Annotated in this window: 14 protein-coding genes; all 14 read right to left on the minus strand. The window is 63.0% G+C overall.

The window, feature by feature from the left end:
- Positions 1–91 precede the first annotated feature (91 nt).
- On the minus strand, positions 92–958 hold the full coding sequence (locus tag IPV69_RS06640) for a hypothetical protein (RefSeq protein ID WP_206294138.1): 867 nt from the start codon (positions 956–958) through the stop codon (positions 92–94).
- A gap of 173 nt (positions 959–1,131) precedes the next feature.
- The gene (locus IPV69_RS06645) at positions 1,132–2,691 is read right to left on the minus strand and encodes a N,N-dimethylformamidase beta subunit family domain-containing protein (RefSeq protein ID WP_206294139.1); all 1,560 of its coding nucleotides are present in this window, start codon (positions 2,689–2,691) and stop codon (positions 1,132–1,134) included.
- Positions 2,688–5,828, minus strand: coding sequence for a PVC-type heme-binding CxxCH protein (locus tag IPV69_RS06650; RefSeq protein ID WP_206294140.1), 3,141 nt, complete (start codon positions 5,826–5,828; stop codon positions 2,688–2,690). The genes IPV69_RS06645 and IPV69_RS06650 overlap by 4 nt, the downstream gene beginning before the upstream one ends.
- A gap of 68 nt (positions 5,829–5,896) precedes the next feature.
- Positions 5,897–7,120 carry an N-acetylglucosamine-6-phosphate deacetylase gene (locus IPV69_RS06655; RefSeq protein ID WP_206294141.1) on the minus strand — a complete coding sequence of 408 codons (1,224 nt, stop codon included), beginning with the start codon at positions 7,118–7,120 and terminating at the stop codon, positions 5,897–5,899.
- A gap of 149 nt (positions 7,121–7,269) precedes the next feature.
- Positions 7,270–8,061, minus strand: coding sequence for a glucosamine-6-phosphate deaminase (locus tag IPV69_RS06660; RefSeq protein ID WP_390884381.1), 792 nt, complete (start codon positions 8,059–8,061; stop codon positions 7,270–7,272).
- A 5-nt stretch (positions 8,062–8,066) separates the two neighbouring features.
- On the minus strand, positions 8,067–8,921 hold the full coding sequence (locus IPV69_RS06665) for a sugar phosphate isomerase/epimerase family protein (protein ID WP_206294143.1): 855 nt from the start codon (positions 8,919–8,921) through the stop codon (positions 8,067–8,069).
- Positions 8,922–9,087: 166 nt separating this feature from the next.
- Entirely contained in the window at positions 9,088–9,474 is a 387-nt protein-coding gene (locus IPV69_RS06670) for a response regulator (RefSeq protein WP_206294144.1), read from the minus strand.
- 10 nt (positions 9,475–9,484) lie between these two features.
- Positions 9,485–10,003, minus strand: coding sequence for a chemotaxis protein CheX (locus IPV69_RS06675; RefSeq protein WP_206294145.1), 519 nt, complete (start codon positions 10,001–10,003; stop codon positions 9,485–9,487).
- Between the two features lie 51 nt (positions 10,004–10,054).
- Complete coding sequence (locus IPV69_RS06680) at positions 10,055–11,131, minus strand: protein-glutamate methylesterase/protein-glutamine glutaminase (RefSeq protein ID WP_206294146.1); 1,077 nt, start codon at positions 11,129–11,131, stop codon at positions 10,055–10,057.
- Positions 11,131–11,589 (minus strand): chemotaxis protein CheX, encoded by a 459-nt coding sequence (locus IPV69_RS06685; RefSeq protein WP_206294147.1) that lies wholly within the window; start codon positions 11,587–11,589, stop codon positions 11,131–11,133. The genes IPV69_RS06680 and IPV69_RS06685 overlap by 1 nt, the downstream gene beginning before the upstream one ends.
- Positions 11,586–11,966, minus strand: coding sequence for a response regulator (locus IPV69_RS06690; RefSeq protein WP_206294148.1), 381 nt, complete (start codon positions 11,964–11,966; stop codon positions 11,586–11,588). Before IPV69_RS06690 ends, IPV69_RS06685 begins: the two co-directional genes overlap by 4 nt.
- Positions 11,967–11,996: 30 nt before the next feature.
- Positions 11,997–12,476, minus strand: coding sequence for a chemotaxis protein CheD (locus IPV69_RS06695; protein WP_206294149.1), 480 nt, complete (start codon positions 12,474–12,476; stop codon positions 11,997–11,999).
- A gap of 40 nt (positions 12,477–12,516) precedes the next feature.
- On the minus strand, positions 12,517–13,356 hold the full coding sequence (locus IPV69_RS06700) for a CheR family methyltransferase (RefSeq protein ID WP_206294150.1): 840 nt from the start codon (positions 13,354–13,356) through the stop codon (positions 12,517–12,519).
- A 53-nt stretch (positions 13,357–13,409) separates the two neighbouring features.
- Complete coding sequence (locus IPV69_RS06705) at positions 13,410–15,455, minus strand: methyl-accepting chemotaxis protein (protein ID WP_206294151.1); 2,046 nt, start codon at positions 15,453–15,455, stop codon at positions 13,410–13,412.
- Positions 15,456–15,463 lie beyond the last annotated feature (8 nt).

The raw sequence follows: 15,463 nt of genomic DNA on the forward strand, positions 1-15,463 counted from the left end.
AACGCCAAAACGCCAAGGATCCAGGACAAGGTCAGAGACTGGCCCTTCTTGGATCCTTGGCGTTTGAGTCCAGATCGTAGTTCACCGTTCGCTATCTGATGTGCTCGGGAAAGTCCCGCTGATACCGCGTCAGCAACGCCGCCTCGTCATTCGGGACGACATATACCTTTCCTCGAATGACTTTCGTCTCGCCCGCCGCGAGCCCGCCTATCCGAAAGTCGCTGTGCAGACACCGCGCGACACCTTGAAACAGCTCCTGGTACGGCTCCCACGCCGTGGCAAACAAAAACTTTCCGTCTCCTGACTCGCATCCAATCAGACCGTTACTCGGTACCACCGGCGACAGTGGCCGGGGATTGACGTCCGCCCGAGGGACATGCGCCGGGCACCAAACCTGGCCTGGCACGTACCGAGCTTCCGTCGCCCATGGTTCGAAAGGCATCCGCACCTGCTTCCCATTCCTGTAGATGAAGCACTTGCCGAGGTAATCCGTCGGTGAGTTTTTCGGCGGATCGGCAAAGCCACAGAACAACCCCAGCCTCACACAAGGCTGCGCCCAGTGGGCCAGGCTGGGCTGATTGGTCGGATTGTGGGCAACGACGCGAAAGTCGATCTCTCCCCGCCCTGCCGTGATGGTGTGATCCACAATCACCCCGTCGGCAAGGGTATCGCGAATGACGATCCGCTTCCCACCGGCCGGTACCTCGACATCTTCAGTCTTGTGCTTGATGACCGTCTGCTTCACCCAGTCGGCATCCGTCGAACCGGGACGACAGTATGCCTCAAGGTAGTTGATGCGGATCTCCGGCGTCTGATCAGACGTGATGACCAGCCAATGGCCATCCCGCGCGATCGAGAGATCCGGTCCAATGGCGACGGCGGCCGGCGGTTTGGTCGAACGGCACCCGGCGAGCATAGAAATCAGGACGATCGCGATCATCGAAGCGGACGTATCCATCGAAAGGCTCCTCGTTCCAGACCCGGACCAGCGACAAATGCCCCCAGATTCGATCAGCGACACGGGCTTCCAGCGCTTCCAGCCCGTGTCACTGACTGCATCCTCTCCCATCAGTGCCCATCGGTGCGCATGTGTGGACTTCATTCTCTCTTTTTGGATTTCGATCGATGTGCTCAAGCGGGTGTCGACTGGACGCCACACTTACCCAGAAAGTTCGACGTGATCCTTTGCACCCGCGCATCAGGCCCGTGCGGTCGACCGTAATGGCTGATCGGTGGCACCAATCCCGGCGGCTGGCTCAGGCCCATGCTCCAGAAAATGGTTGAGGCGTTGAACACCCAGTTCCCTTTCGGGCCGGGATATACCGTCGCGGTAAACGTCGCCGTCTTCTCGGCAGAGTTGATGGTCGTGTCGGTCGCGACCACTTCCAGACCGGCGATCTTCGCCGGGTCGCCGTGGAACTCCCAACCGACAAGACCCGGAATGCTTTCGCCTGCCTTCATACCCGTACCGGCGAACAGCCAATGGTTGGCCATGCCGGGTGCCACGGTCCAGTCGCCCGACCCGTTGAACGGCGTTACCGTGCGGGCACCGATGATCGAGCTTTCGTTGGGCAGGTCCAGACCGTCCAGATCGAACGGCCCCATCTGCAGCTTTTCCAGATCGGTCAGATTCCCAAACCGACCGGCGCGGTGGAAAACCCGATCGGGCCGCCCGTCGGTCGAAGCCACCAGGGGCGCTGCAAAGCAGGCCGAGTTCCCCGACAGAAACGCCGCCGACATTCCCCCGGCAATCGCCGACTTGACGTTCTGGAACATCTGCAGTGTCCAGTACTCATCGTGCCCGACGGAGAGGAAGACCCTTCCCCGCGTCAGCCGTTCGCCGCCGGCGTGCGTGTCGTGATTGGATATGTAGCTGACATCATACCCTTGGCTTTCCAGCCAGTAGCACAGCGGAAACTCCCAGCAGAGAAACTCGCCGCTTCCGAAGGATAGGGCCTGATCGACCACCTGCGGGTACCGCCCATAAGGGCGATCGAAGCTGACGCGGGTTGTGCCGTTGAGCGCTTTGTTCGGCGGATCGGTGTCGTAGAGCGAATCGCTTTCGGGCCACTTGTTGTATGCCTGCCATGTGTTGTCGCTGCACTGGAACAGCAGATCGGCCGGCCGGTCGTCCCGGACGATGAACACGACGTAACTCTGATAGCGATGGACGTCGCACGAGAGCTTGCCGAGGTAGACGCCACTGACGAAGTCGCCCGGCACCGTGAACTCGGCCGTCACCGGCCAGCGGCACTCGCGCAGCCGGTTGACGCCCCGCTCGGGAATCACTTGCGGTTTGACGGCGATCGGCCCGATCGTCTTTACATGTCGTCCGCCGAGGCCCTGGTAGTAGCCCATCCGGTATAAATCGATCGTGACGTTCGACGCCGGTGTGGTGCTGAGGTGGAACGCGATCGTCTCGCCGGCGCGGACGCTGGTGTGCGAGCAGTAACCTTCGATCCGGCTCGTTCGGACGGCGTCCTTGCGATCCGGCCGGACATAGGTCAGTTGCCAATCGCCGGTGCCCGTTTTGGCGTTCTCAGCGGCGATCATGCCGCCTTTGGTCGCAGCCGCGGAGGCTCGCGGAAAGGCTGCCGCCGCTCCGATCACCGCCGACGACTTCAGCAGATCGCGACGCGCGATGGACTTCGATCGATACGGGCGAGGACTCCTGGGCTCTCTGTTTGTCATCGCCGTACCTCCTTCAGGAAGGCGATCACGTCAGCCAGTTCCTGCTTCGTCATCGCCGCTTCCATGCCATCGGGCATCAGCGACAACGGGCTCGGACGGATGTCGATCACCTGGCTTCGCGGCAAACGGCGGACGTCCTGCGGGCCTGTGGCGACGACGATCTCGTCGCGCGATTCTGTCGTGACGATGCCGACGATCTTGTCTTCGCCGCGGATGTCCACGTAGACGGGGTCGTACCCGCGAACGAAGCTGACGCTGGGGAAGACGATCGCCTCCAGCAGATCGCGCTCGCTGCGCGTCTTGCCGATGTTGGTCAGGTCCGGCCCCAGCCGGCCGCCCAGGTATCCCACGGCGTGGCAGTTGATGCACGACGCCTTCTTGCCAAGGAACACAGCCTGACCCCGGCTGAAATCTCCCTTGGGCAGTTCGGACAGCAACTTGTCGAGGTGGGCACTCTGTTCTGCGGCGCTGGCGTTGAGTTCCTTTAGCAGCAACTCACCCGCGTCGCGTATGGTTTGCGGGTACTTGGCCAGCGTCGCCTTGAGGACATCGGAGCGCAGTCCCTTCTTACCCGGCGACGCCTTCAGCGACGCCACCAGCTTCTCTCCGAGCGGCTGACCGATCGCACCTCGCTCGAAAGCCGGGAGCAGCTTTGGCAGTTCCATCGGCCCGACCCCCCGCAGCGTCTCGGCCAGTGCAAGCTGCTGATCGGCCGTAAGACCCGCGCGGGCGAGCATTGCGGCCGCACCGCCACGAACCTGAAGCGGCTGGGTGGGCGCAAGCCATCCAGTCAGGTCGGCGAAGAGTTCAGCATCGACGTCCTTTGGCGTTCCGGCACCGAGAAGGGCATCGACCCGAACCGCCTCTGCGACAGTGGGGCTGCCGCCGATCTTCCGTAGCGCATTCTGAAGGGAAACGCGACCGGCCTTGGGTTGCGGCAGTGACCGGGCAACTGAAACGGCCAGCGGAAGTTCATGTTCCGGTACGTCAGGCAGGACGGCGGCCAACCTGTCGAGCCAATCGGTCGGTGTCTCTGCCAGGCCGGCCGCCGCCATCGCACGGTAGACGACGTTGCGCGTTCCCGTGGCGGATCGACCATCGAGGACACTCGTCATCAGTCGCGATACCGCCGGCGAAGTACTCAGGCGGGCGAGCAACTCGGCCAGTTCCAGCTGTGCTGCTTCCGTCGCCGGCGGCGATTCCAATCGTCTGCCGAAGTGCAGGCTCGCGGCGTCGCCCCACTCGGGGTGATGGCCGACAATCCAGGCGGCCGTCCGGCGCATCCTCGCCGTACCGCTGTCCAGCAGTGGAAGAACCTTGTCCGAAGCAAGACCGCCGTCCTTCATCTGGTCGAGCGCCACAAGCCCCACCCGCCGCCGGGAATCCGAGGGGCTGGAAAGCCCGGCCAGCGTGCCCCCGGCGTCGCCGATCTCGATCAGCGCATAAATCAGGCTGTGTTCCAGAATGCGCGTAGCCGGGTTGGCCGGGGCGCCGCTGGCGTCGGGTTCGAAGTCGCCCAGCTTTCCTGCGGCTTCCAGCAGCGCCGGCACGGCACGGCGATCGCCGATACGGCCGAGCGCTTCGGCCGCGGCCCGCGCCAGCGCCGGGTCTTCGCCCAGCACGTGCGTCAGCAGGTCGTCTACGGCGTCGCGGTCACGCCAGAGGCTTGCGGCAGAAATGGCGGCGTGAGCCACGGCCGGGTCGATCAGAAGCGCCGCCCGATTGGCCGCTCGCGCCGCCGGAACGTCGATCCGTGACAGAGCCCAGATCGCCTCGCGGCGGACGGTGGCCGAGCGATGCGATCGGATCACTTCGGCCAGCGCAGCGACCGACTTCTCTCCGCCGCGGATCAGCTCGCCCGCCGCCCGCCGACGTACTGCCCCACGGTCGTCGGCGAGAAGTGCAGCCAGTGCGGGTTCATCCAGTGACGGCCAGGCGATAGACCTGCCGTACGGGTCAGCCACCTTCGCCTGCCCCTTCTTGCGGATCCGGTAGATCGCGCCCATGACGTCGGGGCGGGCGAGCACCGATGTCGGACAGCACACCTTGTACCACCCGCCGGTATCGACAACGAGCAGGCTTCCGTCCGAGTCTTCGAGCACATCCGTCGGGTGGAAATCGGGGTGCTCGCTCGCGAGCAGGTCTGTGTCCTTCGTTTTGTAAGTGGCCCCGTCAGCGATCAGTTCATGGAGAACGACTTTGCGCAGGTTGAAATAGCATGCGAGCAGGTTGTCGCGGTGCCCACCGCCCCAGAGACTCTGAGTACCGGCGATGATTCCCGCCGGTGCCGCCGCACCCTGATGGGACAACACCGGCATCAGACCGCCGGTGACAATGTGGCCCCTCAGCACATCATGCTGCTTGCCGTAAACTCCTCCGTAGATGGCATGAATCAACCCATCTCGCCGCCCTGCCGCCGGCTGCTGGAAGAACGTGCAGCTCAAGATGCGCTCGCCGGTGGATAGAAACGCAACGCCGACGGGGTTATCCATTCCGCCGGTGAGGACCGATTCCAGGCGAGATCCGTCCGGCCGGCTGCGGAAGATGTGCGACGCCTTGGTAACAAGCTTCCTGTCGCCGACGAGAGCGTGCGTTTGCTCGGCGAACGCTCCCTTGCACCAGTAGAACCACCCGTCGCGGCCGAGGTACGGGCCGTGCAGGTCGTTCCCGCATCCGGTGAGGGTCTTGCCGTCAAACCATACTTCGCGTTTCTCGGCTACCCCGTCTCCGTCGGCATCGGTGAGCTTCCAGATTTCCGGTGGCGCGGCGACGTACAGCGAACCTTCGTGCCAAAGGCAACCTTCAGGGAACATCATCCGGTCGGCGAACATGGTGCTGGTATCGAACTTGCCGTCACCATCAGAATCGACCAGGCGACGAATGCGGTGAGGCTTTGCGGCGAGCTGCTTCTCCGCCTTCTCCGACATCCCGCCGGAATCGGTGACGTACAGACGCCCCTGATCGTCGAGCGATACAGAGATCGGCCGTTCGACGAGCGGCGCTGACGCGACCAGTTCGACTTCAAATCCCTCGGCGACCTGAAGTGTTCTGCCGCCTAGCGTCACTTCGCCGGCACCGACGCTGCGTGCGGGAATAGTGATGAGCACGACGGCCAGGCAACAGCTACGTAGCGACATGCGACGACCTCGTGGCACAGGTTTCGATCCTGTGGCAATGTGATATGCCGAGCAGCCCCCAACGACTGTTAGCCCGTGATCTTCGAAGTGTTGATCGAGGCTTCCGACGGCCCGCCCGCACGGCGGCCGGCCTTGATCGTCTCCACGATTCTGACCCCGCCATTGTCAGCCGTAAACAAGACCAGGTCGGCCGGGGCACCCACAGCGATTCCCGCAGACTGGGGACGCCCCATCAGCGACGCCGGGCGGACCGATGCCATGTCCCACGCGTCGGCAGACGTCGCCAGGCCTCGGCCGATGAGATGACTGATGTGATGAGGCAGCATCTGGGCGGAGCCAGCCAGCAGCCTGGGATTGGAAGCCAGGTGCAGCCGCCCTTCCGGCGTTAGCACGACATCGCCGCCAACTGGCTGTGTGTAAGTGCCGGCGGGCATTCCGGCGAGCGACACAGCGTCACTGACGACGATCGCCTTGTCACCCTTGACCTTGAGAATCACCTTCAACACCTGGTCGGGAAGGTGGAACCCGTCAGCAATGACGCAGGTCCAAAGCTCGTCCTGGGCGAGTTGCTCCCAAAGGTAATTCGGGTGCCGGGGAAGCATCAGGTGAGCGCCGTTGCCCAGATGTGTCGATAGGCGCGCCCCGGCAGCGACGGCGGCGGCAATCTGCTCCGGGGTCGCCGAGGTGTGGCCGATCGATACGGTGATTCCACCGGCCACGCATCGCTCGATAAACCCCGAGCTTTCCGGCCACTCCGGCGACATCGTCACAATCTTCACTCTGCCGTCGGACGCATCCTGCCAGCGAGAGATCAGGTCCCAATCTGGCGCGCGAACGTACTGCAATGCATGTGCACCGCGCGCACCATCTTCCGGCGAAATAAACGGGCCTTCGAGATGGATTCCGGCAATACCGTCGGCCGTCACACGATCGGCTTCACAAGCGCGAGCAATGTCTCCGGCCGCCTGCGCGATCGCATCAGGCGAGTTGGTGATGATGGTCGGGTAAAAGGACGTGACGCCCTGCTGCCACAGCAGGCGAACCGAGTCGCCGATGGTCTCCGGTGAGATCGGCGGACGATTGAAATCGCGGCCGAGGTAACCGTTCACCTGCAGATCAACCAGGCCGGGGCCGACAAACGTAGGGGCGCGCGGTCGGGTGCCCTCCGGTGCGGCGATCGGTTCTACCGAGCGAATAATGCCGCCGTCGATGCCGATCGAGACGGGATGTCCGGTGGCGTAGTGCAGGGCGTCCACACGCTTCACCAGATCTCGTGGTGCCTCCGCTGTCATCCTGAAGTACTCCGAAGGACCTGGCATCAAAACCGCAAGATGTTCGATCATCGGAGCGGACCGTCGATGGTCCTCCTCTGATCACAAGCCATTCGTCCATTGGTACAAGGCCCTTCGCCGTACCTCCGGATGACAGCCTGACCCTAGTGTCACGCGCCCGCGTAAGAGTCCTTGTCCACATACATCGTGCAGTCCGCATGTCGTCGCAGGACCGTGCTGGGGCACTCCGTGCCGATCGCGCCGTTGAGCGTGCGGGTCACGGCGTTTCGCTTGGTTGGGCCGGGGACGCTGCAAAAAAGGTGCGTGCCCGACATCAAAGTCGGAATCGTCAGCGTCAGCGCGTGCGTCGGCACCGAAGCAAAACTCGGGAAGCAGCCGTCGTTCACTTGCTGCTGGCGACAGGCGTCGTCGAGCTCGACTACCTTGATCGTTTCGGCGTCGTCGAACTTCGCGACCGGCGGGTCATTGAATGCAATATGACCGTTCTCGCCAATGCCCAGGCAGACGATGTCGATCGGCCCGGCGCGAAGTAAGTCGCCGTACCTTCGGCACTCGGCCGCGGCGTCGTTGGCGCTGTCGATGAAGTTCACCACGCCAGGCCGAACCAGGTCAAAGATGTGCCGCCGAAGATACTGGCCGAACCGTTGCGGCGCATCGGTCGCCAGGCCGATGTATTCGTCCATGTGGAACGCCGTCACGCGCGACCAGTCGATGCCGTTCGTCGCGGCCAGCGTGGAGAGCGTTTCGTTCTGCGAAGGCGCCGCGGCGAAGATCATGCGTACGGTGACCTTGGTCGCCAGCAAAGCCTTCAGGCGAGTTGCGACATCCGAACCCGCGGCTGCGCCCATCGCCTGTCGAGTAGCGAATGCCTTGACCTTAAGCCTGTCTACGGTTCGCTCATTCACTGGCGAACTTCCTGCGAGTGAAGGGGTCACGGGCATGATTACTAAATCTCCTTCCAGATCGTGCGAAGTGCGTCCAGCGACAGCTGGCTTCCAGTCTTCTGCGGGCAGCCGGCCGGAATGAAATGTGTCTCGATGGTAAACAAGCCGTCGTAACCGTCAGCCTTAAGCGCCCTGAGTTGGGCCAGCAGGGCCAGATCGCCAGACCCCATCGGCACACATCGCGCCGATCCGTCTTTACGGTGGTAGGCGTCCTTCAGATGGACATGAGCCAGGACATCTTTGACGTGTTCGTAACCTGCGGGAAACGCTTCGCGGCCGCCATAGACTTCGTTGCCCGGATCCCAGAGTGCCCGCAGTGACGGCGAATTGACGCCCCGGACAAGGTCGGAGACCTCGGCGGCGAAGCCTCCGTTGCAAGACGGTTCGTTCTCCAGCAGTAGAAGGACGTCGTGCTTTGCTGCGATATCTGCCGCTCGGCGAAGCTGGGCGATGATCTCCGCCCGATGGTTGGCCGGCTCGATCTCCCGCCAGAATGAAAAGATCCGGATGCGCCGGGTACCCAGCAGCTTCGCGATCTCGATCACCCTCGCGAGCTTGTCGAAATGGGCCGCGACAGATTCTTCCTGCTGTCCGAACCGGTCGCCGGACGCCACAGGACGCGAGGGATCAAGTGCACATTTGAAGACGGGGGAAGAAATGCCCGAAACGAAAAGCCCGCGTGATTCGACACGATCTCGCACGCGCCGGACCTGGTCGTCGGCGAGCGTCGCGATGTTGACGCCGTCCACCACCCTGACTTCCGTATGCCGCAGGCCGTTACCCGCAATCCAGTCGAGGGCCTCATCAAACCGGGCCGACACTTCATCACTGAGAATGCCTACGCGCTGAAAATCCATCGACTCCGCTCCTGCCTTCGTTGGTTGCGACAGACGGATAAGCCTTCGCAGGAGCGGGATGATACCAAGGAGTGAGGGCCGGTGGCATGGCGCAAGCCGCGGCGCAACCATTGCCGTACAAGACGGCTGGCGCCGACGCGAGAGTTCTGGCTCGCTGTGCAGGTTCTTATGCGGCCGTTGCCGCGGTTTCCTTGGACTTCTGGAGCGTCTGCACGACCTTCTGGATGAACGATTCCGGCGTGAAAGGCTTGACGAGGTAGTTGTTCACGCCGGCCTTGAGCGCCTCGATGATCCGAGGCTTCTCCGTTTCGGTGGTGCACATGATGATCGGCGTGTTCTTGTCGATCGCGCGGAGTGCGCGAACGAACGTAATGCCGTCCATGGTGGGCATGTTCCAGTCGCAGATGATCAGCGCGACCGGCCCCGACTTGGCGATCGCCGCCAGCGCGTCGGCACCGTGACCGGCTTCGAGAAACTCGGCGCCGATCTTTTCCAGCATCTTGCGCTGAACGCCCCGCATCATTTGAGAATCGTCGACGAGAAGAATTTTCATGTCTGTGGCCTCACGCTGCCTGCTGCTGGACGAGAGTAATTTCAACTGAGAACGACGCATCACCGACACGACACGGAATGACCGCGCCGACCGGTGCGGGAGGATCGATTTCCACGCCGATCCAAACCTTTGGGACAGAAATTCGCGTGCGAATACCAAGCTTCGCCTTGGCGGCACCGGCAATCATGTTGGACAGTTCACCGACCGTATCCGCCATCTCCGCACTGTGCAGATCAAAGGTCATGCCTGTAAACGCTTTTCCCATCGCGTGCGCGGCGGCCGGCTCGAGCCGCAGGCACATATTGCCGCGATACTCGCCGGAAAAGTCGATGCGGCCGCAGATGTCAGTCGGCGCCGATCGGCTCGTCGTCGCGGAGAGCTCGGAGACTTCGACCGGGCAACCCAGCATCTTTTCGAAAAGCTGGGCGATCGCATCGACGAAGGGCAGCGTCAGCGAAAGCCGTTGGCCGCACACCTTTGTTGCCGATGGTCCGGCCGGCGTCTCCCGCTTTGCAGTGATTACATTCATTCGGGTCTCTCTGGTTCACCGGACGATCCCAACGGCAAGGCTCGTTACCTCTCAGGCCGGGCAGCACGCCCGCTCCATCAACGTTGCCGCGATTCGCCCCAGCGGCAGGACTTCGGTTGCGGCATTCATTCGAACGGCTTCCGCAGGCATGCCATAGACAACCGACGTTGCCTGGTCCTGGGCCACCGTGTACGCACCGGCCTGGCGCATCTTCAGCAATCCGGCGGCACCATCGGCACCCATTCCCGTCAGGATGGCTCCGACAGAGTTTGATCCGGCCGACTTGGCGACCGAGTCGAATAGCACATCGACGCTCGGCTTCTGGTGATGCACCTGGGGCCCGTCCTTGACTTCAACGTAGTAGCTCGCTCCGGACCGCCGCAGCACCGTGTGCATACCACCCGGCGCGATCAGGACACGGCCGGGCACAACGCTGTCGCCGTTGGCGGCTTCCTTGACCTGCACGCCGCACAGCTGGTTGAGCCTTGAGGCGAACGACGCCGTAAACTTTGGCGGCATGTGCTGAACGATCACGGTCCCCGGTGCGTTCGGCGGGAATGCCGCGAGAACTTCCGACAGGGCCTGCACGCCGCCGGTCGAGGCCCCGATCGCCAGAACCCGGTCCGTCGTTCGAGCCATCGCGGTCGGCGAGGCCGGGCGCTCGGTACGGTGTTGCGGCATCGGCCGGGATCGGGCGGCCACGCGAACCTTGGCGCCGATTTCGGCCGCCATGCCGTTGATCTCGTACGCCGATCCGGGTTTCCCGACGACATCAACTGCCCCGGCGTCCATTGCGGCCAGGGCGGTTTCCGTGCCGGTGGCGGTAAGGGAGCTGACGACGATCACCGGCATTGGCCGGGCTGCCATCAGCTTCTGCAGGAACGTGATGCCGTCCATCCGCGGCATTTCGACGTCGAGTGTCAGCACGTCGGGCGAAAGATCGACGATCATCTGCCGCGCGACAAACGGATCGGGCGCGGCCCCGACCACTTCGATGCCGGGCAGCTTGCCCAGTTCGCGGGTCAGAATCTGCCTTACGACCGCCGAGTCGTCGACGATCAGCACCCGGATTGCGGATGACTTGCGCGCCGGCGTCACAGACTGGATCACTGGGGACACTGCCGCCATCACACCGCTCCGTGCTTGATGAGTCGTACCCGGATCTGCATTCCGTCGGCGTCCATGGCCAACGCCTGGTCCCAATCGGCAGACGATTCGGCTCGCAGCACTTCCTGGCTGGGAAGTGTCAGTGTGGTCGTTCCGAGGCTTGCGAACTCCTGCCCGACGAACGAACCGCAGACGATATTAGCCAGCTCGCAGAGAGCCTCGCGAGCCAGCTGGTCCGGGTCGTGATTGCCGGCGACCTCGACATTCGCCATCAGCGCCCGGCCCAGATCGAGCGGGCAGAGCATCTCGAGTTTGCCATTGGCCGCACCAAAGAAGCCTACCGCGGTGACAACCGCGTTGGGCTCAACGTCTCCGGGCGAAGCCAGCGGCTCGGCGATGATGAATGCCATCAGCTCCAGCGCTTCGGCAACGCGCTGGGCAAGTGACTGTGTCGTGGATTCGGTTGCTGTGGCGCTCATGCGGCTCCCAGGATCGAGGTAAAGATCTCCCGCAACTTCTCCGGCGTGAATGGCTTGCTGACGAAGCCGCGAACACCCATGCCCCGGAGTTCGGCACGGCGGGTCTCGTCGGAGTCGGCCGAGATCACAACGACGGGCACCGACTTGGATGCCGGATCGGCTGAGAGCCGGCGGATCATCTCGACGCCATCCATGACGGGCATGTTCAGGTCTGCCAGCAGCAGGTCGACCCGGATCGCCTGTGCGACCTCGAGCCCCTCGTTGCCGTTGGTGGCTTCCAGGAGCTGCGTCACAGGCAGCCCAGTCATCTGGAGGGTTTTGCGAATCATCGCGCGAGTCATCGGCGAGTCATCGACTGTTAAGACCGTGTAGCTCATTGCCGGCTCCCGTACGTCCACTTTGGTGGCTTAAATTCCGTGCGACTCCCCGCGGGTTCGGATGCTGACCTCGCCGTTGGCGATCTGCAGGGTCATCGTCCTGGGGACGCTGCCGCCGACTTCCTCAGCATCGACAAACAATCCGTGCTGGAAGAGCGCCTTTCGGATCGCCGCGTGATTTCGCTTGCCGATCGCAAAGCTGGTCGACGCGTCGAGCATCGCCGCCCCACCGGCCAGGCGAACCCGAATTCTTCGGCGGTTGGCGCCGAGGCGTTCCATCTCGGCCAGCACATACGCCAGACCCGTGTCGGCAAACATGCAGGGATTGCGCGAGGCCTTTTCGGGGTCCAGAGACCCGCTGGGCAACTGGTGATGCAGCATGCCACCGACCGCCGCCACCGGATCGTAAAGGGCTGCTCCGATGCAGGAGCCCAGCGAATAGGTGACGATGGCGGCCGACTTGTCGGCCGACGCTCGGGCGTCGGATACCTGGACCACGATCTGTGTCACGCTCGTCTCCAATGACGGTCAAATCCCGACACCACTGCACTCACGCCTTGCGATAAATCGTCGGTCGGACGTACTCGAACGGGTGGCGAACCCCGGTCAGTGACTCCGAATGCCCGGTAAACAGCAGCCCGCCTGGCGAAAGAACGCTATGAAACCTGTTCACCAGTGCCTGCTGCGTGGGCTTGTCGAAGTAAATCATCACGTTGCGGCAGAAGATGAAGTCGAACGGACCGCTGAACGGCCAGGTTTCCATCAGGTTCAGCCGACGAAACGCGATGAGCGATCGCAGCGAAGGCAGCGCGTCAAAGAACACGTGGCCGTCGTAGCGATTGGTCGCGAAATAGCGGGTCCGCAGTTGCGGGGGCACACCCGAGATCCGCGCCGCGTCGTAAACGCCCCGCTCGGCCCGCTCGAGCACCCGCGTCGAGATATCTGTCGCGAGGATTCGCGCATCCCATTGCTTGAGATCAGGAATCGCTTCCTGAAGCACAATGCCCAGGGTGTACGGCTCCTCGCCAGAACTGCAGCCCGCGCTCCAGCACCGGAGCCGCTTCTGGTCCGAAGACTTCCGGTCTCGAATCAGTCGCGGCAGAAACTCCCTCACCAGGTAGGTGAAGTGGTCCGCCTCCCGGAAGAAGCTGGTCAGGTTCGTGGACAGCGTATCGATCAGGCGGACGAACGTTTCGCCGTTGCGGTCGTTCAGGACGGATTCGATGAACGCCCCGGCCGACTGGTACCCGCCCTGGCGGATATGCTTGCCCAGTCGGGCCTCGACGAGCTCTCGCTTGCCGTCATGCAGGTTGATCCCGCAGTGGTCGTACACCGCTCGACTCAGGGAATCGAACTCGCTGCGCGAGAGTTTGAAGTCGGCCTGTTCCATGTTCCGCCTGATGCCTCTCGGTCGATCGCCATCCGTCTGCCTCGCGACGGAGCTCATCCGTTGAAGTCGCTGAAGCTGTTCTTCTGATCGTCGCCGAAGGGAATCGCCGACTCGGCCTTAGTAGCCGCCCGGGGCCTGGAGGCCTGGGGCTGCCGTGTCGCGGCGACAGGCGGCCGGCGGAGTTCGGAATCGTCCCGGCCGTCGCGGGCCGCGGGTGTCTGCACCGCGCCGCTGACGATCGAGATCAGTTCCCTGACCGTAGACGCCATCTCCGCGGCCTGTGCCGAGAGTTCTTCGGACGCCGCGGCGGTCTCTTCGGCACCGGCCGCGTTCGACTGGGTCACCTTGTCCATCTGTGACACGGAGTTGTTGATCTGCGTGATGCCCTGTGACTGCTCGTTGGACGCGGCGGCTATCTCTCCGACGAGGGCGTTCACGCGGGTCACGTTCAGCGTGATCTCGCCGAGCATCTTGCCGACGTCGCCACTGATGGCGACGCCGTTTCGGGCGGACTGAACGCTCTGTTCGATCATCGCCGACGTGGTCTTGGCCGCTTCGGCAGAACGCATCGCGAGGTTGCGGACTTCTTCCGCGACCACCGCAAAACCCTTGCCCGCTTCGCCGGCCCGGGCGGCTTCAACGGCCGCGTTCAACGCCAGCAGGTTCGTCTGGAACGCAATCTCGTCGATGACCTTGATGATCTTGGCGGTTTCCGAGGCGCTCTTTTCGATTTCGCCGATCGCCTGGCCCATCTTGGCCATCGCAAGGTTGCCCTTGTCGCCGGCGTCCTTGGCCTGGGCGGCAAGCGCGCTGGCCTGCTGGGCGGTTTCGGCGTTCTTGCGGGTCATGGAGGTGATTTCCTCCAGGGCGCTGCTGGTTTCCTCAAGGCTAGACGCCTGTTCGCTGGCACCCTGTGCGAGAGACTGGCTCGCCGAAGAAACCTGCTGCGAAGCCGCCGCCACCTGCTGCCCGACGTCCTTCATCGCGGCCATTCCACGGAGGATCGGCTTGGAGAGGCTTCGTCCCAGCAGCCATGATGCGATTGCGAGGGTGACGCTGGTGATCCCCAGCAGCCAGACGAACTCATGTGTTGTTGAGGTTTGTGCGGCGAGAACTTCTTCCTCGTTGCCGCGGATGAACAAGCCCCACTTGAGCCCCGGGTAGCCCAACGCACCCTTGGACGATGCGTAGCCGGCGGTCTGCCAGTGTCCGTGTTCGGTGTCGAGGACCCGGCTGGTGCCGTTATGGCCGGCGATCAGATCCCGGGCCCCATCGGTCCCTTCTTCCATGATGGTCCTGCGCAGGAGCGTCGCGGTGTCGCGTTCCAGCGTTTCCTTCTTCAGGCCCGAGGGGTCGTAATCGACAAGGAACCTGCCCTCGCGGTCAACCAGGCTGAACTCGGCGGTCACGACGCCGTCCGCCTTCATCGACTTGTACGTGTCAACGATCATCTCTTCGACGAACGCGAAGTCTGCCCGGTTGTTCCAGACGCCGATCACGTTGCCGTCTTCGTCGCGCATCGGCGCGCTGAACCCGATGACCATGCCGTCGCCGCCATAGACGCGTTTCACCTCATCGTCGAAGTAGACGTCCTGCACATAGGTGCCGTCGAGGATCGTGCTCTTCAGGAAGTTGCCGGCCATCGCCTCTTTGAACCAGGCGGCGTCCTTGAAGTTCTTCTGATAGATCCACCCCGTCTCGATGGGCTTGCCGGTGGCATCCCGGTCATTGACCGCAATCACCTTGCCCGTCGTGTCGACGAGAATCGACAGTTTGTAAATGCCGTACAGGCTGGCGTACTTGTTGGCCGCTGCGACGATCTTGTTCTTGTCGGCGCCGGCCTGATACCACGAGTCCTTGTCGTGGATCACTGCATTGGAGGCAAAGGCCTGCACGTCGCCGTAGCGCTCGAAAACGTTACGGTCGATTTTGTCGAGCAGGTGCGCGGCGCGCTCCTCCATGACGTCGGCCGTCGTCTGTTCGATCTTCGTCGCGGCAACCTTCAGTCGCCAGCCGATCACGGCAAGCGGCAAAACGCCGAGAAACATGAACGTGACGATGAGCTTCGTGGAAAGGCTGGTATTGGCGATGAACTTCATAGCGGTCT

The organism is Humisphaera borealis (genome assembly GCF_015169395.1).
Classification (GTDB): Bacteria; Planctomycetota; Phycisphaerae; order Tepidisphaerales; family Tepidisphaeraceae; genus Humisphaera; species Humisphaera borealis.